A 22,705-nucleotide genomic window follows, 5' to 3' on the forward strand; every position below is an offset into this window, starting at 1 on the left:
GGACGATAAAACGATGTCATGGAACAGCAAGGTCATCTGGTCCGAAGGATTGTTCCTTCAGCCGCAGCATTTCCAGCAGCACGACCGCTACTGGGAGCGGCACCTCGAGGGCCGCACGCGGCCGCTGCTCGGCTATAGCTGGGGCTGCGCGAAGCTCGAGCTCGACCGCGCAGCGCTCACGCTCGGCAAGATACAGATCGCATCCGCGCAAGGCGTATTCCCCGACGGCACGCCGTTCGATTTTCCGGCGGAGGACTCGCCGCCGCTCGCGTTCGACATTCCGGAAGATCTGAAGGACGAAGCGATCGTGCTCGCGCTGCCGGTGAGAAGACCCGGCGCCGAAGAGACCGACTTCAACGACAGCTCCGAGCACAGCCTCACGCGCTACGCCGTCGGCGAGCTCGACGTGCGGGATTCCAACGCAGCCTCGGCCGACAGCAGCGTGGTGCAGGTCGGCAAGCTGCGCATGCGCCTCATGAGGAAGCGCGACGTGACCGACGCCTACACCACGCTCGGACTGGTGCAGGTGACCGAACGGCGCGCCGACAACCAGGTGCTGCTCTCCAAGTCGTACATCCCGCCGATGCTGCACTCGTCCGCGGACGCGGTGCTCGCGAGCTACATCCGCGAGCTGCACGGCCTCTTGCACCAGCGCGGCGAAGCGCTGGCCGCGCGGCTGTCGCAGATGGGGCGAGGCGGCGTGTCCGAGATCGCCGACTTCCTTCTCCTGCAGACGGTGAACCGCTACGAGCCGCTGTTCTCGCACCTCGCGACCCACCAGATGCTGCACCCGGAGCGGCTGTATGCGACGTGCCTGCAGCTCGCCGGCGACCTCGCGACGTTCAACACGACCGGCAACACGCGCGCCGAGCGCTTCCCCGAATACCAGCACGACAATCTCGAAGCGACCTTCGCGCCGGTGATCGCCGCGCTGCGCCGCTCGCTGTCGATGGTGCTCGAGCAGACCGCGATACCGATCGAGCTCCAGGACCGCCGCTACGGCGTCAAGGTCGCGGTGATCGCCGACCTCGAGCTCGTGAAGAGCGCGAGCTTCGTGCTCGCGGTCGCCGCGCAGATGCCGACCGAGGCCCTGCGCTCGCGCTTCCCCACGCAGGTGAAGATCGGGCCGGTCGAGCGCATTCGCGACCTCGTCAATCTGCAGCTGCCCGGCATCCCGCTGCACGCGCTGCCGGTCGCGCCGCGCCAGATCCCGTTCCACGCGGGCAGCAACTACTTCGAGCTCGAGCGCGGCGGCGACCTGTGGAAGCAGCTCGAGCGCTCGGGCGGGCTCGCGATGCATATCGGCGGTGAGTTCCCGGCGCTCGAGCTCGAATTCTGGGCGATCAGGGGTTGATCATGAGTGAGATGCCCGAAGATTCCGACCGCACCGTCATCATCCCTTCGCCTCACGGACGCTCGGCGCAGACCGTCGTGCGGCAGCCGCCCGGCGGCCCGGCGCCCGTCAGCGATTCGCCGCCGCCCGCGCACCTCTCCGGCCTGAATCCGCTGCTCGCCGCGGCGAATCCGCTGCTCGATCTCGTCCCTCAGCTTCGCTCGACCATCCAGCATCCCGATCCGATGGGGCTGCGCGACGCGCTGGTGCGCGACATCAAGGCGTTCGAAGGCCGCGCACGCGCCGCAGGCGCATCGCCCGAAGCGATCATCGGCGCGCGCTACGCGCTGTGCACGATGCTCGACGAAGTCGCGGCCTCGACGCCGTGGGGCTCGGGCGTGTGGGCGAAGCAGAGCCTGCTCGCGCTCTTCCACAACGAGACGTGGGGCGGCGAGAAGTTCTTCATGCTGCTCTCCAAGCTCGCGCAGACGCCGGCGCAGAACCGCGATCTCCTCGAGCTGCTGTATGCGTGCCTCGCGCTCGGTTTCGAAGGCCGCTATCGCGTCATCGACAACGGCCGCGCGCAGCTCGAGCAGTTGCGCGAGCGCCTCGCCCAGATCCTGCGGCAGCAGCGCGGCGAATACGAGCGCGAGCTCTCGCCGCAATGGCAGCCTGCGGCGGTGAAACGCCACCGCTTCTTCGCGATCGTGCCGCTGTGGGCGGTGTTCGCCGGCTGCGGCGCGCTGCTCCTGCTCGTCTATCTCACCTTCAGCTGGATACTGAACTCGCGCTCCGATCCGGTCTTCGCGAAGATCCAGGGCATACGCGCGCAGGGCGAGCCGCCCAAGCCGGTCGTGCGTCCGCCCGCGCCGCAGCCGCGGCTCGCGACCTTCCTCGCGCCGGAGATCCAGCAGGGCCTGGTCACCGTCACCGACAGCGTCGACCGCAGCGTGATCACGATCGTCGGCGACGGGTTGTTCGCCAAGGGCAGCGGCTCGATCTCCGACCGCTACCAGCCGCTCATCGACCGCATCGGCGACGAGCTCACCAAGGTGCCGGGGCTCGTCAAGGTGACCGGCCATACCGACAACCAGCCGATACGCTCGGTGCGCTTCCCGTCGAACTGGCACCTGTCGCAGGAGCGTGCGAAATCGGTCGCCGCCGCGCTCGGCGCGAGGATGGGCGGCATGCAGCGCATCACCGCCGAAGGCCGCGCCGATTCCGAGCCGGTCGCGCCGAACGATTCGGAAGCCAACCGCGCCAAGAACCGCCGCGTCGAGATCACGCTGCTCGTCGCGGCCCCGGCCGCCGCACCCGCCGCGCCGGCGCAACCGACCCCGCCAGCGAAATGAAATTCCTCCGCATGATCTTCAACCGGCGCGTCATGGCCGTCCTCGGCCTGATCGCGCTCGCGCTCATCATCTGGTTCGTCGGTCCGCTGATCGCGATCGGCACCTGGCGGCCGCTCGATTCGGAGATCGTGCGCGCCATCGTCATCCTCCTTCTCGTGCTGTTCTTCGTGGCGCGCTGGGCGTGGCGGATGTACCAGGCGAAGCAGAAGAACAAGCAGCTCACCGAAGGCATCGTCGCGCAGGCCGAGGAAACCAGCAAAGGCGCGGCCGCCGCGCAGGCCGGCACCCAGGAAGTCGCGCTGCTCAAGCAGCGCTTCGAGCAGGCGGTCGCGACGCTGCGCGAATCGAAGCAGAAGAAGTCGGGCAAGTTCTCCTCGCTCATGGGCGGGCAGTTCCTGTACGAGCTGCCCTGGTACATGTTCATCGGCGCGCCCGGCTCGGGCAAAACGACCGCGCTGGTCAACTCCGGGCTGCACTTCCCGCTCGCGGAAAAATTCGGACAGGAAGCGATCGCCGGCGTCGGCGGCACGCGCAACTGCGACTGGTGGTTCACCGAGGACGCGGTGCTGCTCGACACCGCGGGCCGTTACACGACGCAGGAATCCGACCGCGACGTCGACAGCGCCGCGTGGGCGGGCTTCCTCAAGCTCCTCTCCAAATACCGCCCGCGCCGGCCGATCAACGGCGCGCTGGTGACGATCAGCGTGGCGGACCTGCTGCAGCAGAGCGCGGCGGACATGGAGACGCACTCGCGCGCGCTGCGCACCCGCGTGCAGGAGCTGCACGAGCAGCTCAACGTGCGCTTCCCGATCTATGTGCTGATCAGCAAGACCGACCTCTTGCCCGGTTTCATGGAGTTCTTCGGCGACCTCCCGCGCGAGGATCGCGAGCAGGTGTGGGGCACGACGTTCCAGCTCGCCGGCAAGGAAGGCAACGTCCTCGCCGAGCTCAACCAGCGCTTTGAGGCGCTGGAAAAGCGCATCAACGATCGCCTGATCGAGAAGCTCCAGCAGGAACGCGATCCGCAGAAGCGTGCGCTGCTCTACGTGTTCCCGCAGCATTTCGCGGCGCTCAAGGAGCCGCTGGGCGCGTTCCTCAACAAGGTCTTCGCACCTTCGCGCTTCGAAGAGCAGCCGATGGTGCGCGGCGTGTACTTCACCAGCGGCACGCAGGAAGGCAGCCCGATCGACCGCATCATGGGCGGCCTCGCGCGCGCGCTGCGCCTCGACCGGCGCCTGCTCGCACCGCAGCGCCCGAGCGGCAAGAGCTTCTTCATCACGCGGCTCTTCAACGACGTCATCTTCGAAGAGTCCGGCATCGCCGGCACCAACCTCAAATGGGAGCGGCGCCGCGGCCTGCTGCAGTGGGGAACGATCGCGCTGCTCGCGCTGCTCTCGATCGGCGCCATGGCCGCGTGGGGCGTGAGCTACGTGCGCAACAAGGCGTACGTCGCCGACGTCGACGCGCGCATCAAGGCGGTGGAAGAGCAGGTCGCGCAGTTGAAAGCGACGCAGAGCGCCGACCTGGTCGAGCTGCTGCCCCCGTTGCGCTCGCTGCGCCGGATCGCCACGCTGCCCGAGAATTCGGCGCAAGTGCCGACCTCGATGACGTTCGGGCTCTACCAGGGTGAGAAGCTCGACGCCGCGGCGGAGCTCGCGTACCGCCGTCTGCTCCAGGACGTCTTCCTGCCGCGCGTCGCGATGCGCATCGAAGGCAGGCTGCGCTCGGGGCAGCAGAACATCGAGCTCCTGTACGAAGCGCTGAAGGCGTACATCATGCTCTCGGAGCCGCGCTATTTCGACGCCGCCGCGCTGAAGGCATTCGTGACGGCCGAATGGGAAGGCAGCCTTCCCCGCGACGTGACCGTCGAGCAGCGCCGCGAGCTCGAGCTGCACCTCGACAACCTGCTCGCGCTGGGCGGCGTGTCGCTGCCGGTGCAGCCCGACAAGAACCTGATCGCGCAGGCGCGCGACACGATCTCGCGCATACCGATCGCGCAGCGCATCTACAACCGGCTGAAGCATCAGGGCGCGGGTTCCGACCTGCCCGAGTTCACCATCGCCAGGGCCGCCGGTCCTTCGGCCTCGATCGTGTTCGTGCGCGCGAGCGGGCAGCCGCTCACCAAGGGCGTGCCGGGGTTCTACAGCTACGACGGCTATCACAAGGCGTTCCAGCGCGCGGCCGAGCAGGTGACCTCGCAGCTCGCGCAGGAAGAGCCTTGGGTGCTCGGAACCGACCAGCAGAGCGCCGCGCAGCGCATCGCCGACACGGCGGGCGGCCGGCCTCAGCTCATGAACGCGGTGAAGCGGCTCTATCTCGAGGAGTACGCGAGGACGTGGAGCCAGTTCGTGCAGGACATCAAGCTCGTGCGCGCGTCCGACCTGCAGCAGAGCGTCAACATCGCGCGCGTGCTGTCGGCGCCCGATTCGCCGCTGCCGCCGCTCATGCGCGGCATCGTCAAGGAGACCACCCTCGGCAAGGAAGAAGGCGCCGACAAGCCCGGCGACAAGTCGGTCGTCGACAAGGCGACCGAAGCGATCAAGCAGAAGCGCGACGACTTAGTGAAGTTACTGGGCCAGGCGCCCGATCCCACGCCCGCCGGTCCGCAGCGTATCGAGAGCATCGTCGACGACCAGTTCGCCGCCCTGCGCCGTATGGTGCGCGCGCCGGCCGCGGGAGCCCCGGCGCCGATCGACGGCACCGTGGCCCTCATCAACGAAGCGTACCAACAGATGGTCGCGACGCAGGCCGCGGTCAACGCGGGCGGACCGCCGCCCCCGCCGTCCGGCGTGGCCGACAAGATCAAGGCCGAGACCGGGCGCCTGCCGGAGCCGCTGCAGTCGATGCTCACCACTCTCGCGACGGGCGCGGTCAAGCAGGTCGCGGAGAAAACCCGCAGCAACCTTTCGCAGAGCGTCACCGCATCGATCACCGATTTCTGCACGCGCGCGATCAACGGTCGCTATCCGTTCGTGAAGAGCAGCGCGACCGACGTCACGCGCGACGACTTCACGCGGCTCTTCGCGCCCAACGGGCTGCTCGACGACTTCTTCCAGAAGAACCTCGCGGCGCTGGTCGACACCTCGTCGCGGCCGTGGAAGTTCAGGAAGATCGCCGACGTGCCGGTCGCGGACTCGGCGAGCCTCGTGCAGTTCCAGCGCGCCGCGACCATCCGCGACGTGTTCTTCCGCGGCGGGCAGACGCCTTCGATACGCTTCGACATGAAACCGGTCGGGCTCGATGCGAGCCTCACGCAGGTCGTCATCGACGTCGACGGCCAGAACCTCAAGTACGCGCACGGACCGCAGGTGCCGATGAGCATCCAGTGGCCGGGCCCCAAGGGCACGCAGCAGGTGCGGCTGCAGGCGACCGCCGCCGGCGGCGCACCCGCGGGCAACCTGCTCTTCGAGGGTCCCTGGGCGCTGTTGCGCCTGCTCGACAAGGCGCAGATGCAGCCGACGAGCCAGCCGGAGAAGATGCTCGCGACGTTCACGCTCGACGGGCGCAAGGCACAATTCGAAGTGATCTCCGGCAGCGTGCAGAATCCCCTGAAACTCTCGGAGCTCGAGCAGTTCCGCTGCCCGGGCAAACTGTGACGCGCATGAACACCACGACAGAGGAAGCGGCCAACATCGCGGGGTGGTACGGGAAGCTGCCGTGCCTGGGCGATTTCGCGTCGCGGCGGCTCGAGCCGGAGTTCATCACGCCGTGGGACGCGTGGCTCCAGCGCTCGATCGCGACCAGCCGCCAGCAGCTCGGCGAGCGCTGGCTCGACATCTATCTCACGAGCCCGATGTGGCGCTTCATCCTCGCGCCGGGCGTGTGCGGCGAGCGCGCGGCCGTCGGCATACTGCTGCCGAGCGTCGACAAGGTGGGCCGCTACTTCCCGCTCACGCTCGCGATGCCGATCGAAAAACACGCCGCCGACATCGTGCACCTGCTCGCGCTCCAGGACTGGTTCGCGGGACTGGAGCGCATCGGGCTCGCCGCGCTCAACGTCGAGTTTTCGGCCAACGATCTCGAAGCCGCGCTTGCCGCACACCGGTTCCCGGCGATGGAAGCGCCGTACGCGCCGCCCGGCACGCGCAACATGATCGAATGCCTGCGCGATCCTCAGCCCGAGGCGCAGTCGTTCCATCTGTCGAGCGCGGAAAATCTCGCGTCCGCCGCGAGCTCCGCCGCGCGGCTCTTCGTCATGACGGCGGTCACCGGCAAGAGCTGCTGGTGGTCGATCGACCAGGAGTCGGGCGCCGCCGAGTTCCATTACAGCGCGGCGCTTCCGCCCGACGATTACTTCACGGTGATGCTCGGCGGCTCGCGTGTCGACGCGGCGGGCGGCGGCGCCCTGCCGGTCGATCCGCTGCAGGCCTTCGATGCGGCGGCCGCGAAATGAGCGAGCGCGACGACGACCGCACGGTCCTCGGGGCACACATCGGCGGCGGCGCAGGCCCCACCGATCGCACGGTGATCGCGGGCGCCGCAGGCGCGCCGATGCCGACGAACGACGGCCGCACCGTGATCGCCGATCACGGCGCGACGGTGACGACCGGACCCGGTCCCACGCCTCCCGTCTCTCCCGGGACGGGCCAGTCGCTCGGTCACAACGCGCTGTCGGTCGGGACGAAGCTCGGCGAGTTCGAGATCACCGGGCTGGTCGGCGAAGGCGGCTTCGGCATCGTCTACCTCGCGTACGACCATTCGCTCGAGCGCCAGGTCGCGCTGAAGGAGTACATGCCGTCGGAGCTCGCGTCGCGCACGGGCGACTCGACCGTGGTCGTGCGCTCGAACCGCCACGCCGACACTTTCGCCGCCGGCATGCGCAGCTTCATCAACGAAGCGAAGCTCCTCGCGCAGTTCGACCACCCGTCGCTGGTGAAGGTCTACCGCTTCTGGGAAGCGAACGGCACCGCGTACATGGTGATGCCGTTCTACGAAGGCATCACGCTCAAGAGCGCGCTCAACGACCTCGACGCGCCGCCCGACGAAACGTGGCTGAAAACGCAGCTCGCATCGTTGCTCGACGCGCTGGAGATCATCCACAACCGGCAGTGCTATCACCGCGACATCGCGCCCGACAACATCATGATCCTGCCGGACGAGACGCCGCTGCTGCTCGACTTCGGCGCGGCGCGGCGCGTGATCGGCGACATGACACAGGCGCTCACGGTGATACTGAAGCCGGGGTACGCGCCGATCGAGCAGTACGCCGAAGTGCCCAACATGAGGCAGGGGCCGTGGACCGATCTCTACGCGCTCGCCTCGGTCGTGTACTTCGCGATCGAAGGCAAGGCGCCGGTGCCGGCGGTCGCACGCGTGATGTCCGATCCGCTGGTGCCGCTCGCGCAGTCCGCGGCGGGACGCTACAGCGACCCGTTCCTGCGCGCCATCGACAAGGCGCTGTCGGTCAAGCCCGAAGACCGGCCGCAGAACATCGCGGAGTTCCGGCAGCTCCTCGGTTTCGTCGAGCGCGCCCCGACCACGCGCTTCCTGCCCACGGGCGTCGAGCGGCGCTCGGCCGAAGACCGCATCCAGCACGACTCGCAGCCGACCGTCGCGCCGACGGTCGCGACGCCGCGGACCGCTCCGCCCGCGCCTGTGTCGACGAGCGCTGCCTCGGCGCCTGCCGCCTCGTCGGCGGCGGTCGCGCGCCCTGCGCCTGTCGCCGTTCCCGCGGAGAAAGAAACCGGCACCGGCAGGAGCAGGATGCCGCTCATCGCGGGCGGCGTCGGGCTGCTCCTGCTCGTCATCGGCGGCGCGGCGTACTGGGCGATCCAGGAAGCTTCCCCGCCCACCGCCGCGGTGCCTCCGACGAAAGGCGGCACCGCCACAGTCCCGCAGGCGGCGGTCGCCTCGGCCGCCGACGTGAACGCGAAGCTCGCGGCCTACGACTGCGCGCACCTCGAAGGCGCGGTGAACGGCGGCACCGTCATGGTGGAAGGCTTCGTATCGCGCGACGCCGACCTCCAGCGCATCAACACCGAGCTGTCGCCCCTTCCCGGCGTGAGCAGCGTCAACCGCAGCGCGGTGAAAGTGGTGCCGCCGCCGCACTGCCAGGTCGTGTCCGCGCTGTCGCCGTACATGACCGATCCGAACCGACCGAGCATCGGCCTGAAGAACGGCGCCACGACCGCGACCGAAGGACAGAAGCTCGTGGCCGCGCTCGCCGCGGCCCCGTTCGGCGGCTACATCTACGCCGACCTCTACGACACCGAAGGCAACGTCGTGCACATGCTGCCGCACGCCAAGGAGCGCTCCAACAAGGTCGAGCCGGGTCAGAAGATGACGCTCGGGGACGATCCGTTCTTCGGCATGCAGTGGGACCTGGTGCCGCCGTTCGGCAAGCACATGCTCGTCGTGATGCAGAGCCCGACGCCGCTCTTCCTGCCGAAGACGCGGCCGGATGTCGAGAAAGCTTCCGCCTATCTCGCCGCGATCAAGGAAGACGTCGCGAAGATGCGTCCCGGCGACAAGATCGTCGCGGGGTATGCGCTGTTCGATTTCGTAAAAAAATAACCGCCGTCATTCCCGACCCGCGGCAGCGACGCGACGCTGTCGCGTCGTCCCGGACCTGTCCGCGGCAGCGGACGCGATCCGGGAGCCAATTTGACTTTCAACCGGCCAAAGTAGATTCCCGCGTTCGCGGGAATGACGAGCCGTTTATTGGCAGGCGATGTTGCCGGCCGCCGCTGCGTTCGACGAACCCTGACACGACGGCTGCTGCTGCACGCCTTCGCCCGTGAACTCGTCGATGCCCGGCCGCGCGAGACCCGTCTCGAGCACCTGCCCCTGCACGAGCTGACGGCGGATGTTCTCTTTCGCGAAGCCCGCCAGCAGCACTTCCGAGATGACTTCGCGCAGCGGCGCCAGCGCGGCCCCCAACGCAGCTCGGGCGGCGGGGCTGTCCGGCGCGACGCCGTTGTAGAGCACCACGCGCTTGCTCGGGTCGTTCGCGAACTCGTACACCGGCTTGAGCGACGGATCGCCGCCCAGGAACACCACCGGCAGCGCGTTCGACTCGTTCGGAATCACCACGAACAAGCCGGGCGCCTGGATCTGCAGGAAGTTGTCCACCGTGCCGAAGACCCCCGGACCGGTCAGACCCTGCAGCTTCACCGCCGCGTTGGTGATGGCGCTATCGTTCGCGAAGTCCTTGCTCGCGATCAGCACGCCCGCGCCGTTGGTCGCCACCGAGTTGGCCGTGATCGCGATCTGCGTCGCCTTGACCGGACCGACGACGTTCGCGTTCTCGCCGAAGACGTTGAAAACCTTGAGCGGCGTTACGTCGCCGATCGTCCCGAGCTGCACGTTGCCCGACGCCGCGCCGCCGTCGGCGGTCGCGTCGATCGTCCAGGTCACCGGAGCGGTGAAGGTGGCCGTCGCGGGATTCGCCTTGGTGGTGGAAGCCAGCAGCACGTTGCCCGCGGCGGTCGTCCCGCCCGTGCGGTCGGTGTCGATCTTCGCGCCGTCGCTGAAGGTGAGATTCGTCACACCCTGCAGGTCGACTGCGCCGCCGCCGTTGACCAGCACGTCGCCGTTGATGTCGACGCTTGCGCCCGAGAGCGTCACCGCGAAGAGCTCACGATCCGCGACGCCGGCGCCGATGCCCTGCTGGAACCTCGACGTGCCGCTGCCGGTGGTCACCGTCAGCGAGCGTGCGGCCGCCGCGGTGTCGGCATTGATGCGGTTGGTGAAGATGACGTTGTTGTCCGCCGCCGGACCGTCGGTGTTCACCGTCAGGTTCTGCGCCAGCACGACCGGCGCGTTGAAGGTGATCGTGTTGCCGCCTCCGGCGTTGACGTTCACCGTCTGCGCGGCGGCGCCGTTGAAGAGGATGGAGCCTGCGTTGACGTCCAGATCGGACAGCGCAGCGGTGTTGCCGACGTTGCCGGTGAACGTGACGGTAGCCGTGCCCGCGCCGACGGTCAGGGAGCGCGCGGTGGCGTCGGAGTTGACGTTGTTCGCGAACGTGATGGCGGCGTTGTTCGACGTGAGCGTCGTGTTCGCCGTCAGCGTCACGGGGTCGTTGTAGGTCTGCGCGCCCGTCGTCGTGACGCTGCCGCCGTTGATGTCGGTCGAGCCTGAGGCGTCGGTGGTGAGCGAAGCGAGCGCGCCGCCCGCCGCACCGCCCACTGCGCCGAGGAACCGCGTGACCCCACCGGTGTTGACGTTGACCGTCACCCCGCCGTTGAGCGTATTGCCGAACGCGATGTCGGCGTTGCCGGTGCTCGCGAAGATCGTGTTGGTGCCGAGCGTCACCGCATCGCCGTAGGTCTGCGCGCCGGTGGTCGTTACGGCGCCGCCGTTGATCGCGGTGCTGCCGCCGGCATTCGTCGTGAGGCTGCCGATGCTCACGGGCGACGTGAACGTCGTCGTGCCGGTCGAGTTCACGTTCAGCGCCTGGTTGCCCGTGACCGCGCCGGTGAACGTGACGTTGCCGGTACCGGTCGAAACCGTCGTCGGGCCCGTCAGCGCCGTGGCGCCGCCGATGCTGACCGCGGTGTTTCCGGTGATGATGCTGTTCGTGAGCGAGGCGTTGCCGCTGATCGCAACGCCGCCGCCGGCGTTGATGTCTCCCGTCGCGTTCTTGGTGAACGTGCCCGAGTTGGTGACGTTCAGCGCGCCGGTGGTCGCAAAGCTGTTGTTCACGTCGAACGTCGTGCCGCGCAGTGTCGCAGAGGCCGCCGTCACGGGGCCGCCAAAAGTGGTCGCGCCCGTCGCGGCGTTGCTCTGGATCAGCGCGCCGCCGACATGGAGAGCGCCGGCGAAAGTGGTTGTGCCGGCATTGGTCAGCGTGAGCGCGCCGCCGGTGGCAACTGCGCCATTGAACGTGGTCGTCGCGGCGTTCGTCTGCGTGAATGCTCCGCCGATCGTCACGCCGGCGCCGAACGTGGCGGTGCCGGCGCTGGTCAGCGTCAGGTCGTTCAGGCCGCTGACGGCGCCGTTCACGTTGAGCGCGCTGGTGCCGCTGTTGACCGTCAGGGACTCGGCGCCCGAGCCGCCGATCGTGTTGTTGAAGAGGATCGAGTTACCGACCGGGCTGCCGCTCGTCGTATCGATCGTCGTGATGCCGCCGCCCGTGAGCGTCACCGGCGCGGCGAAGCTCACCGCGTCGCCGGTGGTGGTGATGTCGCGCGAGACGATCGACACACCGCCCGCGCCGGTCTGCGCGACCGCGCCGTCGGAGACGACGTTGCCGTTGATCGTCAGCGTGCCTGCGTTCGCGAACGTCACGCCACCGCCGCCCGTCGTCGTGATCGTGTTGTTCACGATCTGGGTGTTGCCGGTGAGGCTCACGCCCGCGGCGGCGTTGGTGTTCACCGCGCCGTCGAGCTGCGTGGTGCCGGTGCCTGCGTTCTGCACGAAAGACGCCGCCGTGACCGCGCCGGACGCGGTCACGTTGTTCGCGTTGGTGACCTGGATCGCACCGAGACGGTTGGTCGCATCGCCGACCGAGCCCGCGAACGTCATGCTGCCCGCGCCGTTGACCGTGAGATTGCGTCCCGCGCCGGAAACCGCGCCGAGGGTGAGCAACGTGCCGTTCGCGGGGGCGAATGTCGGATTGCCGGTGAGCGTCGTCGCGCCGAAGGTGAGACCCGCGGTGCCGCTCGTGACGGTGGCGTCGCGATTGAGGGTGAGCGTGTTGCTGCCGATCGACAGCGTGCCGAGGGTGTGCGTGACGCCGCCGCCGGCGGTGACTCGATCCGACTCGATGCTCACGTTGCCCGCGACGGTCGTGTTGTTGCCGAAGGCGATGCCGGTATCGCCCGCAAGCTGGAGCGCCGTGCCGTCGTTGAGCGTAAGCGTTCCGAGACCGAGCGCACCGGCGTTGCCCTGTCCGCGCAGCGTGCCTGCCGCCAGCGTGGTGCCGCCGTCGTAAGTGTTCGCGCCGGTGAGCGCCAGCGTACCGGTGCCGGTCTTGGTGAAGCCGAGCGTACCGGCGCCGTCGCTGATCACGCCGGAAAGCGTGAGGCTGTCGGTGCCGTCGGCGGTGATCGTCGTGTTGGCGTTACTGAGCAGAACGTTGCCCGCCAGCGATGCCGTGCCGGTGCCGACCAGCACGCCGCCGTTGTTGAGCGTGACCGATTCGCCGCCGACCGCTGCGTTCGAGATCCTGAGGGTCGCCGGACCGTTGATCGTCGTGCCGCCGACGGTCGAGCCCAGCGCGTTGTTGTTCGCCGCGACGAGAACGCCGCCGTTCACCGTGAGCGCGCCGTCGAACGTGTTGTTGCCCGTCAGCACCAGCGCATTCGCGCCGTTCTTGGTGAGGCCGCTCGTCGAGTTTCCGGAGACGACGCCGCGAAGCGTCACGGTATTGCCGTTGGTGTTGACGATGCTGCTGCTCGCGAGTTGGACGCCGCGGGTCGCGGCCGAGTCCATCGCACCGTCGGCGCGCAGCGTGCCGCCGTTCAGGATCAGGGTGTTCGTCGACGTCGCGTCGCCCAGCGCCGCGCTCGAGCTCGCGGCGAGGATGCCGCCGGTGATCGTCGTGGTGCCGCCGTAGGTGTTGACGCCTTCGAGCGCGAGCGTGCCCGCGCCGACTTTGGCGATGCCGAACGTGCCGACACCGTCGCCGATCACGCCGGTGATGGCGAGCGAGTTTCCGGTGTTCACCGTGATCGTGCTGTCCGCCGTCGCGAGCGTGACCGGCCCGGTCCATGTGCCGCTGCCGCTCAGCGCGTTTCCGCCGTTCAGCGTCAGCGCTTCGCCGGCGAACAAAGTTCCGCCGAGCGTGAGGTTCGCGCCGCTGTTCACCACCGTTCCGTTCGCCGTCGAGCCGAGGGCCAGGCTGTTCGACAGCAGCAGCGTGCCGGCTGCGACCGTGGTCAGGCCGTCGTACGTGTTGGCGCCGCCGAGATTGAGCGTGCCTGCGCCCGCCTTGGTGATGCCGAACGTGCCTGCGCCGTCGGCGATCGTGCCGATGATCGTGAAGGTATCGCCCGTGCCGGCCGTGATCGTGCTGTCGGCGTTGAGCGTGACGTTGCCCGACAGGAAGGCGCCGGCGCCCGTGCCGGTCAGCGCCGAGCCGCCGTTGAGCGTGAGCGCTTCATTGCCGATTGCAACGTTCGCGATCGTCAGGTTCGCGCCGTTCGCGACCGTCGTGCCGCCTGTCGTCGAGCCGAGCGCGGAGGCGTTGGACGCGATCAGCGTCCCGGCGTTGATGTTCGTCACGCCGTCGTAAGTGTTGGCGCCAGCCAGCGCGAGCGTGCCCGTGCCCGCTTTCGTGATGCCAAAGGTTCCGGCGCCGTCGCCGATCGGTCCGGAAAGCGTGAGCGCGCCGTTGACCGTGATCGTGCTGTCGGCGGTCGCAAGCGTGATCGGACCGCTGAGCGAAGCGCCGCCGCCCTGGCCCGTCAGAGCCGTGCCGCCGTTCAGCGTCACCGCCTCGTTCCCGATCGCGGCCGCGATCGTCAGGTTCGCGCCGTTCGCGACGATCGTGCCGCCGGTCGTCGAGCCGAGCGAGGACGCGTTGTTCGCGATCAGCGTACCCGCGTTGACCGTCGTCGTGCCGTCGTAGGTGTTCGCGCCGTTCAGCGCGAGGAAGCCGGTGCCTGCCTTGACGATCCCGAAGCTGCCTGCGCCGTCGCCGATCGCGCCGGAGAGCGTGAGCAGATCCGATCCGTTGACCGTGATCGTGCTGTCGGCGGTCGCGAGCGTGACAGGACCCGCGAGCGACGCGGAGCCGACACCGGTGAGCGCGAGGCCGCCGTTCAGCGTCACGGCTTCGTTGCCGATCGCGACGACGCCGCTGATCGTGAGGTTGGCGCCGTTGGCGACCGTGGTGCCGGTTCCTGCCGTGCCGTCTGCCGCGCCGAGAGCCGTATTGTTCAGCGCGACCAGCGTGCCGCCGTTTATCGCCGTGGTGCCGGCGTAGGTATTCGCGCCGGACAGCATCAGCGTTCCCGCGCCGTTCTTGGTCAGCGTGCCGCTGCCCGTGGCGATGATGCCGCTGACGAAGGCATCGCCCGCGCCCTGGAAGGTGAGGTTCTGGTTCGTACCGGTGATCGCGTTCGCGTTGTTCAGCGTGAGGTTGCCGGCATCGGACTGTATCGTCGACGCGCCGGTCAGCGTCACCGCGCCGCCGACCGTATTGTTGCCGGAGAGGTTGCGCAGCGCGCCGTTGCCGCCGACGCCTGTGCCGGCGATGTTCAGCGGGTTGACGATCGAGATACCGCCTTGCAGCGAGAGGGTGGCGCCGTTCGCGACCGTTGCGGTGCCGGCAGGATTGCCCAGGGCGCTGTTGCTCGCGGCGACCAGCGTGCCCGCGTTGATGCTCGTGCCGCCCTGGTAATTGTTCAGGCCGGACAGCGTCAGCGTGCCGGTGCCGTTCTTCGTCAGCGATCCGGACGTCGTGTTGATCGCGCCGCTGATCGCGCCGTCGCCCGCGCCCTGGAACGTGAGGTCCTGGGCGCCGTTGACGGCGAACGCGTTGTTGAGCGTGAGCGTGCCGGCGTCGGACTGCAGCGTGGACGCGGCGTTGAGGGTGACGGCGCCGGTGAGCGTGTTGTTACCGGTGACGTTGCGCACCGCGCCGTTGCCGCCGACGCCGCTGCCGGCGATCGTCAGCGCGTCGGCGATCGTGATTCCGCCTTGCAGCGCGAGCGTCGCGCCGTTCGCGACCGTGGTGCCGCCGGCGCTCGTACCCAATGCGCCGCTGTTGGTCGCGGTGAGCGTGCCTGCGTTGATCGTCGTCGTGCCGGTGTACGTGTTATTGCCCGAGAGGGTCAGCGCGCCCGCCCCCTCCTTGGTCAGCGTGCCCGCACCGGTCGTGATCGTGCCGCTGACGAGCGTATCGCCCGCGCCCTGGAACGTGACGTTCTGCCCCGCGCCGGTGATCGAATTCGGCGCACTGAGCGTGAGCGTGCCGGCGTCGGTCTGAAGCGTCGACGCGCCGGTGAGCGTGACGGTGCCGGACAGCGTGTTGCTGCCGGTGAGATTGCGCACCGCGCCGTTGCCGCCGATACCGGTGCCGGCGATGCTCAGCGCGTCGGCGAGCGTGATGTTGCCCTGGAGCTCGAGCGCGGCGCCGTTCGCGACGGTGGTGCCGGCGGCAGCGGTGCCCAGCGATCCGCTGTTGGTGGCGATCACCCGGCCCGCGTTGATGGTCGTCGCGCCGGTGTAGGTGTTCGCGCCCGACAGGGTCAGCGTCCCGGTGCCGGCCTTGGTGATCCCGTTCGAGCCGTTGTTGATCACGCCGCTCACGGTGATGTCGCTCGCGCCCTGGAACGTGACCGCACTGCCGGTGACCGGACCCGTCATCGTGAGCAGGCCCGCATCGGACTGCACGATCGTGGCCGCGCCGCCCGACGAGAACGCACCGGTCAGTGTGTTGTTGCCGGAGGCATTGAGCAGAGTGCCGCCGCCGGCATTGGTGTTCAGGGCGTCGGCGATGGTGATATTGCCCTGAAGCTCGAGCGTGGCGCCGTTGTTGATCCCGGTGCCGCCGGCGCTCGTGCCGAGTGCGCCGCTGTCCGTGGCGCGCAGCGTGCCCTCCTCGATCGAAGTCATGCCGGTATACGTGTTATTGCCGGCGAGCGTCAGCGTGCCTGCCCCGAATTTTTGAAGCCCGGCGGAGCCGGTGGTGATGGTCCCATTGACGACGAAGTTGCCGGCACCACTGAACTGGAGGTCCGGACCGGCGCCGGTGATCGAGTTCGCCGCGCTGAACGTGAGCGTGCCGGCGTCGGAAGTTATCCCGGAAGCGTCGCCCGCCGCACCGACGAGCGTCACGGTGCCGGAAACGGTGTTGTCGCCGGAGAGGTTGCGCAGGTTCGAATTGTTGCCGAGCGACACCGCATCGGCGATCGTGATCCCGCCTTGCAGCGCGAGCTGCGCTCCACTGGCGACCGTCGTGCCGCCGGTGTTCGTACCGAGCGCGCCGCTGCTCGCCGCGACGAGCGTGCCTGCGTTGATGGTCGTCGCGCCGTCGTAGGTGCTCGCCCCCGACAGCGTCAGCGTGCCGGTGCCCGCCTTGACGATGCCGAAGGTGCCTGCGCCGTCGCCGATCGCGCCCGAGAGCGTCAGCGCATCGGTGCCGTTCACCGTGATCGTGCTGTCGGCCGTGACGAGCGTGATCGCGCCGGCCAGCGATGCGCCCGTCCCGGTCGCGGTGAGCGCATTGCCGCCGCTGAGCGTCAACGCCTCGCTGCCGATCGCGACGTTGGCGATCGAGAGGTTCGCGCCGTTCGACACGACGGTGCCGCCTGTCGTCGTGCCCAGCGCGGCTGCGTTCGCGGCGACGAGCGTGCCTGTGTTGACGTTCGTCACACCGTCGTAGGTGTTCGCGCCGGAGAGCGTCAGGGTCCCGGTTCCGGTCTTGGTAATGCCGAACGTGCCGGCGCCGTCGTCGATGATGCCGGACACCGTGAGGGTGCCGGCGCCGTCGACCTGGATTTCGGCGCTGGACGTTGAGCCCGTGACGAGGGTCGTCGCGCCGCCGAACGAAGCCGCGCCCGTGCCCCTGAGGCGGCTGCCGGTGGCGAGCGTCAGCGCCTCGCCGCCGATGGCGACGCCGGCGATGCGCAGCTCGGCGGAGGGATCGAGAACGGTGCCTCCGACGGTCGACCCGAGCGCGGTGGCGTTCGCCGCGATCAGAGCTCCGGCTGCGACCGTGGTCGTGCCGTCGTAGGTGTTGGCGCCCTCGAGCCTGAGCGTCCCCACGGGGCTGGTCTTGGTCAGCCCGCCCGGCCCGCTGATCACGCCCGCGATGGTCACGTCGTTGGCCTGCGTGGCGATGGTGCCGGTGGTGGTCAGCGTGACGCTGCGCGTCGCGGGCGAAACGAACGAGGCGTCGGCGCGCAGCGTGGCTCCCGCGCCGTTGAAGATCAGCGTGTTGGTCGCGCTGCCGTCGCCGAGCGCGTCGGTCGAATTCGCCGCGAGCGTGCCGCCGGCGATCGTGGTCGTGCCGCTGTAGGTGTTCGCACCCGACAGCACCCAGGTGCCGGCGCCGGCTTTGGTGAGCGTCCCCGTCGTCGTCGCGATGATCCCGCTGATCGCGCCGTCGCCTGCGCCCTGCAATGTCAGGTTCTGGCCCGCGCCGGTCACGGCGTTCGCGTTGTTCAGCGTGAGCGTGCCCGCGTCCGATTGGATGGTCGAAGGCGCAGCCAACGTGACCGTCCCGCCCCACGTATTGAAACCGCTCACGTTGCGCAGCGCGCCGTTGCCGCCGACGCCGGTGCCGCTGATGGTCAGCGCTTCGTTGCCGACCGTGATGTCGCCTTGCAGCTCGAGCGCGGCGCCGCTCAGCACGGTCACTCCGCCCGCCGCCGTTCCTGCGGCCGTGTCGTTCTGCAGATTCAGAACGCCGGCGTTGACGTTCGTCGCGCCGCTGTAGCTGTTCGCGCCCGAGAGGGTGAATGTCCCGGTGCCGCTCTTGATCAGCCCGCCGGCGCCCGTGATCTGTCCGGCGAACGTCGTGCTCGTGTTGTTTTCGCCGGTGTTCAGGATGTTCGCGTTGAGCTGTACGGTCGCGCCCGCGACGCCCGAAAGCGACCCGATGACCTCGTTCGCCTGCAGCTCGAACGTCGCGCCGTTCGCCACGATGACCGCTCCACTGCGGGTCGCCGCGAGGAAGTCGGGGATCGCGTTGGAGTTGGTGACGGACAGCGTGCCGGCGTTGATGTTGGTGTCGCCGCCGTAGGTGTTGGTGCCGCCGAGCGCCAGCGTGCCCGTGCCGGTCTTCGTCAGTGCGCCCGTTCCCGAGATGTTTCCGTCGTAGGTGAGCGTGAACGTCGGGTCGACCTGGAAGGTTCCGCCGCCGGCGTTCAGCGTGGTGGCGCGCCCCGCGTTCAGCGTGAACGTCGCCGTCGCCTGGAGCGTGCCGCCGTCGAACGTGAGCGGCGCGACGGCACCGAGGTTCGCATCGGCGCTGATCGAGAGCACCCCGCCGTTGATGTTCGTGCCGCCGGAATAAGTGCTCGCCCCGCCGGTGAGCGTCAGCGTGCCGGCGCCGGTCTTGGTGAGGCTGCGACTGCCCGTCTCGCCGATGTTGCCGGCGATGAGAACGCTGTCGGTGTTCCCGGTGTTGATCGTGAGGTCCTGGGAAAGCGTCACCGGCCCGGTCAGGGTCGCGGTGTTCCCCGTTTGCGTCGCCACGGACACCGTCTGCGCGGCGCCGGCGTTGAAAACGATCGAGCCCGCGGTGACGTCGAAATCGGCAAGAGTCTGCGTGGCGCCGACGTTGCCGCTGAACGTCGCGGTGCCGGTGCCTGCAGTCACGGTGAGGGTGCGGTTGTTCGCCGCGAGATCGGCGTTGATCGTCGAACCGAACGTGATGTTGTTATCCGCGGCCCCGTCGGTGTTGAAAGTGGCGCTCTGTCCGAGCGTGACCGGGCCGTTCAGGGTCACAGTGTTGCCGCCCTGATCGTTGACGATCGCGCTCGCCGCATTGAACGCGATCGATCCCGCGGTGACGTCGAGATCGGCGAGCGCCTGCGTCGTGCCGATGCTGCCGCCGAACGTCGCGGTCCCGGCGCCGGCGGTGACCGTGAGCGTTCGATTGTTTGCCGCCGCGTCGTCGGCGTTGACCGTCGAGGTGAACGTGACGTTGTTATCCGAGCCCGCCGCCTTGTCGGTGTTGACGGTGACGTTCGCGCCGAGCACCACCGGCCCGGTGAACGAAACCGTCGTGGCCGGAGCGTTGTCGTCGTTGACGTTGATCGTGGGGTCGTTGAGGTTGATCGCGCCCGCGGTCACGGCGAGGCCCGCCAGCGGCTGGGAGTTGCCGATCGCGCCGCCGAACGTCGTCGCACCCGCGCCCGCGAGGATCGTGAGGCTGCGGTTGTTCGCAGCCGCATCGTCCGCGTTGATCGTCGACGAAAAGCTCACGTCGCCGCCGCCGGCGCTCGTATTGATCGTGACGTCGCTCGCCAGCACGACGGGACCCGTCAGTGTGACCGCGCTCGCAGCGCCGGCGCCGCCGGCGGTGACGAGGTTCGAAGCGAGGTTGAGCGTCGTTCCGGTGAGCGCGATCGATCCGTTCGTCGTCTGCACGCCGTTCGCAACCGTCGGATTCACCGCTGCGGCGCCCACGACGGTGAACGCGTTCGCGTCGGTGAACGCGAAGTTGCCGGCAGCGGTGACGAAGCCGGTTAAATTCGTGACGTCGTTGCCGGCGTCGGTGAGCGTGACGCCCGTGCCGGCGACGAGACCGAGCGTCGCCTCGCTGATCGTCTTCCCTGCGCCCTGGGTGATCGATCCGCCGGTTCGCAGCACGAGGCTGGTGGTGCCCGTCGGCGCGATCGCATCGGTCAGCGTGATATTGCCGGCAGCGGTCCCATCGCTGCGGCCGATGGTGAGCGCCCCGGTAGTGACCGTGTCAATCTCCGCGCTGGTGAGACCGAGCGTGCCGGCGGTGTTGGTGCCGAGGTCGATCTGGCGGCCCGCAGTCGTGGGCCGCAACGTGACGCTCGTACCGCTGATCGTGCCGCCGGCGAGCGCCATGTCGTCGGCGGTGAACGCCAGTGCGCCCGTCGTCGTAATGCCGTTCGCTGCGTTGACCGCGAGCGTTCCCGCGGTCACGAGCTCGATGTTCTTGGAACCGGCTGTGATCGGCGCATCGGTGCCCAGCGTGATGCCGCCGGTGTTCGCGGTAGTCCCGATCGTGAGCAGGGAGCCGGCGGTGATCAGGTCGATCTCGGCATCGGAAACCTTGAAGTCCTTGGTGGCGTCCTCGATGCCGATCGTCGCGGCATTCGTCGACGGACGCAGGACGACACTGGCGCCCGTCACGTTCGCGCCGAGGACGAGATCCGTCCCTTGCAGCGTGACGGTGGTCGCACTGCCGTTGCCGATGGTTCCGGCAGCCGTCGTCGTCAGCGTGCCGGTCCCGTTCGCATCGCTGTCGGCGATGATGTCGATCGCGCCGTTCGTCGTGCCGCCGGCGGCGGCGCCCAGCGAAATATTGCCGGCCGAGTTGAGCGTAACGCCCGTGCCGCCCGCAAGCGTCGCCCCGGCGTTCACGGTCATGTCTCCGTTGGTGCTGATCGAGAGCGCGCCCGCGCCCGCGTCGACGGCGCCGGTAACGGTGAGGGAGTTGACGTCGAGGACCGAGAAGCCGACGCCGCTCGAAGCGCCAAGACTGGTAAACGCGTTGTTCTGCGTGAGACTGACCGGCCCCGTAGCGTTCGCGGTCAGCGTCGTTGCGGTGATGATGCCGCCGCTCTGAGTGATGCCGCCCGTGCCGCCCGTGAGCGCGACGCTCGTGCCGGCAGTGACGTTCGCTCCGAGCCCGACCGAGCCCGAGCCACCGTTGGTGGTGATCGTGACCGAGCCGCCCGCGCTCACAGGAGCGTTGATCGCGACGTTGCCCGCAGCGGCCGGCGCCGCCGCTCCGGGATCCCTCGCGCTCATGGTGAGAGAGCCCGCAGTCAGGTTGATCGAGTCGCCGATCGTCACGCTGTTGCCGGCACGCAGCGCAAGATCGCCGGCCGCCTTTACGATCGCACCGCCGGCCTGCACGGCGATGTTGTTCTCGGCCTGCAAGCTGACGGCGCCCGCGATCGCGCCGACTGCGGTCCCGCTGATGCTGAGCGTCTCGCCTGGCCGATCGGTGAACGCGACCGTGCCGTCGGCGGCTTCGAGGTCGTCGGTGCCCACGGCAACGATGTTGATGTTCGTGGGGTCGAGCAGCAGCGTGCCCGATCCGCCGTTCGGAGCCGATGTATCGACAGCACCCGAAAACGCCAGCGCCTTCTTCCCCGAAACCTCGACGAATCCCCCGTTGCCCGCGTCGGCTCCGCCGCGCGCGCTGATGCTGCCGTAGAAGCGCGTCGCGTCATCCGCCCACACGATCACCTTCCCGCCGTCGCCGACGGTGATCGCATCGGCTCTGATCTGCGCATCCTTGGCGACGTAGGTGCGAAATGCATTCGCGACGTCGGGGTTCTTGCCCTGGAAGTCGCCGCCGACGAGCACGCTGCCGCCGCCGGTCGCGCCCGACGCGTCGAGCGTCGCGTTGCCGAAGAGCCCTACGTATTCGCCGAGGACGCGGATGTCCCCGCCCTTCCCTGCGTTCGACGACGCATCGACCAGCGACGTCACGCTCGTCACGCCGCTCTTCCCGCCGTCGAGCCAGATCTGACCGTCGCGCTCGGCCATGCCGCGCGCGAGGATCATGCCGTCGACGTTGAGCACCGTCTTCAGCAGCGCGTTCTTCGCCGCTGCGCTCATGATCACGCGCCCGCCGTCGGCCTGGATCACGCCGCCGTGCGTGATCGCGGCATCCGCTGCGGCTGCATTCACTTTGAGTTGAAGCAGACCGTCGCCGTCGAAGTCGAGCAGCATCGAATCGCCCGCGCCGAAGGCGACCGAGCCGTTGCTCGCGACGACCGTGCCCTTGTTGTGCACCTGCTTGCCGAGGAACGCGACGTAGCCGCCTTTCGGTACACGGATCGTCGCTTCGTTGACGATCGAACCCGAGCCCGCGCCTCCGGTGAAGGCGTAGTTGCCCTTCATGAAGTCGGCGTTCGAAAGGTTCAGCGTGGACGCGACGAGACCGCCCACGTCGATGCTCGCGCCGGCCGACATGTAGACGCCCGCGGGATTGAGCAGGAACACCTGGCCGTTCGCCTGCAGCGAGCCGTAGATCTCGGAACGGCTGCCGCCGACCACGCGGTTCAATGCGACCGATGCGGCGTTCGGCTGGTTGAAGATGACGCTGTTGCCCGAGCCGATGCTGAAAGTCTGCCAGTCGAGCGCGGCTTTCTGCGTCGCCTGGTTGATCGTGAGCGTGGAGGGATTGGTCTGGGTGATCGTCGCCGATCCTGCCGAGACGCTGCCGCCGGTCGGCAACGCCTGCGCCCGGGCGCCCGTCGCGCTTAGAGAGAGCACCGCCAGGGCGACGGCCGAAGCGATCGGAGTGTGCGCGAAGGCTTGGCGGGAAGAGGGCTCGGCGCGCGCTTGCGGCGCGTTCTCAATGGCGGTCATCGCAGCTCCTGGCGGTGCGCTTTGTGTATGGGTGCGAGCGCGGCCTGCCCGGGCGGACCGCCCCCTCCAGAACTTGAAATACTACCCGACCGCGCGA

General features: G+C 68.7%; 6 protein-coding genes. 5 read left to right on the plus strand and 1 reads right to left on the minus strand.

Features of this window, described 5'->3' with window-relative positions:
- Positions 1-13 precede the first annotated feature (13 nt).
- From tssK to VHP37_30410, 5 genes are read left to right on the plus strand one after another with little or no spacing between them, the layout of a single operon-like run.
- Positions 14-1,354, plus strand: coding sequence for a type VI secretion system baseplate subunit TssK (tssK, locus tag VHP37_30390; protein ID HEX2830685.1), 1,341 nt, complete (start codon positions 14-16; stop codon positions 1,352-1,354).
- A gap of 2 nt (positions 1,355-1,356) precedes the next feature.
- The gene (locus VHP37_30395) at positions 1,357-2,685 is read left to right on the plus strand and encodes a DotU family type VI secretion system protein (protein HEX2830686.1); all 1,329 of its coding nucleotides are present in this window, start codon (positions 1,357-1,359) and stop codon (positions 2,683-2,685) included.
- Entirely contained in the window at positions 2,682-6,281 is a 3,600-nt protein-coding gene (gene tssM / locus VHP37_30400) for a type VI secretion system membrane subunit TssM (protein ID HEX2830687.1), read from the plus strand. The genes VHP37_30395 and tssM overlap by 4 nt, the downstream gene beginning before the upstream one ends.
- Before the next feature lie 5 nt (positions 6,282-6,286).
- Positions 6,287-7,078 (plus strand): type VI secretion system-associated protein TagF, encoded by a 792-nt coding sequence (tagF, locus tag VHP37_30405; GenBank protein HEX2830688.1) that lies wholly within the window; start codon positions 6,287-6,289, stop codon positions 7,076-7,078.
- Positions 7,075-9,198 (plus strand): protein kinase, encoded by a 2,124-nt coding sequence (locus tag VHP37_30410; GenBank protein HEX2830689.1) that lies wholly within the window; start codon positions 7,075-7,077, stop codon positions 9,196-9,198. Before tagF ends, VHP37_30410 begins: the two co-directional genes overlap by 4 nt.
- A 144-nt stretch (positions 9,199-9,342) precedes the next feature.
- On the opposite strand, the gene VHP37_30415 is transcribed toward VHP37_30410, so the two are convergent.
- Positions 9,343-22,608 (minus strand): autotransporter-associated beta strand repeat-containing protein, encoded by a 13,266-nt coding sequence (locus tag VHP37_30415; protein ID HEX2830690.1) that lies wholly within the window; start codon positions 22,606-22,608, stop codon positions 9,343-9,345.
- Positions 22,609-22,705: the final 97 nt, after the last annotated feature.

This window comes from Burkholderiales bacterium, from assembly GCA_036262035.1.
Taxonomy (GTDB): Bacteria; Pseudomonadota; Gammaproteobacteria; order Burkholderiales; family SG8-41; genus JAQGMV01.

Coding starts and splice junctions, on each gene's coding strand:
- VHP37_30415 (HEX2830690.1), bottom strand. CDS start 22,608: ATGACCGCCATTGAGAACGCGCCGCAAGCGCGCGCCGAGCCCTCTTCC.
- tssK (HEX2830685.1), top strand. CDS start 14: ATGTCATGGAACAGCAAGGTCATCTGGTCCGAAGGATTGTTCCTTCAG.
- VHP37_30410 (HEX2830689.1), top strand. CDS start 7,075: ATGAGCGAGCGCGACGACGACCGCACGGTCCTCGGGGCACACATCGGC.
- VHP37_30395 (HEX2830686.1), top strand. CDS start 1,357: ATGAGTGAGATGCCCGAAGATTCCGACCGCACCGTCATCATCCCTTCG.
- tssM (HEX2830687.1), top strand. CDS start 2,682: ATGAAATTCCTCCGCATGATCTTCAACCGGCGCGTCATGGCCGTCCTC.
- tagF (HEX2830688.1), top strand. CDS start 6,287: ATGAACACCACGACAGAGGAAGCGGCCAACATCGCGGGGTGGTACGGG.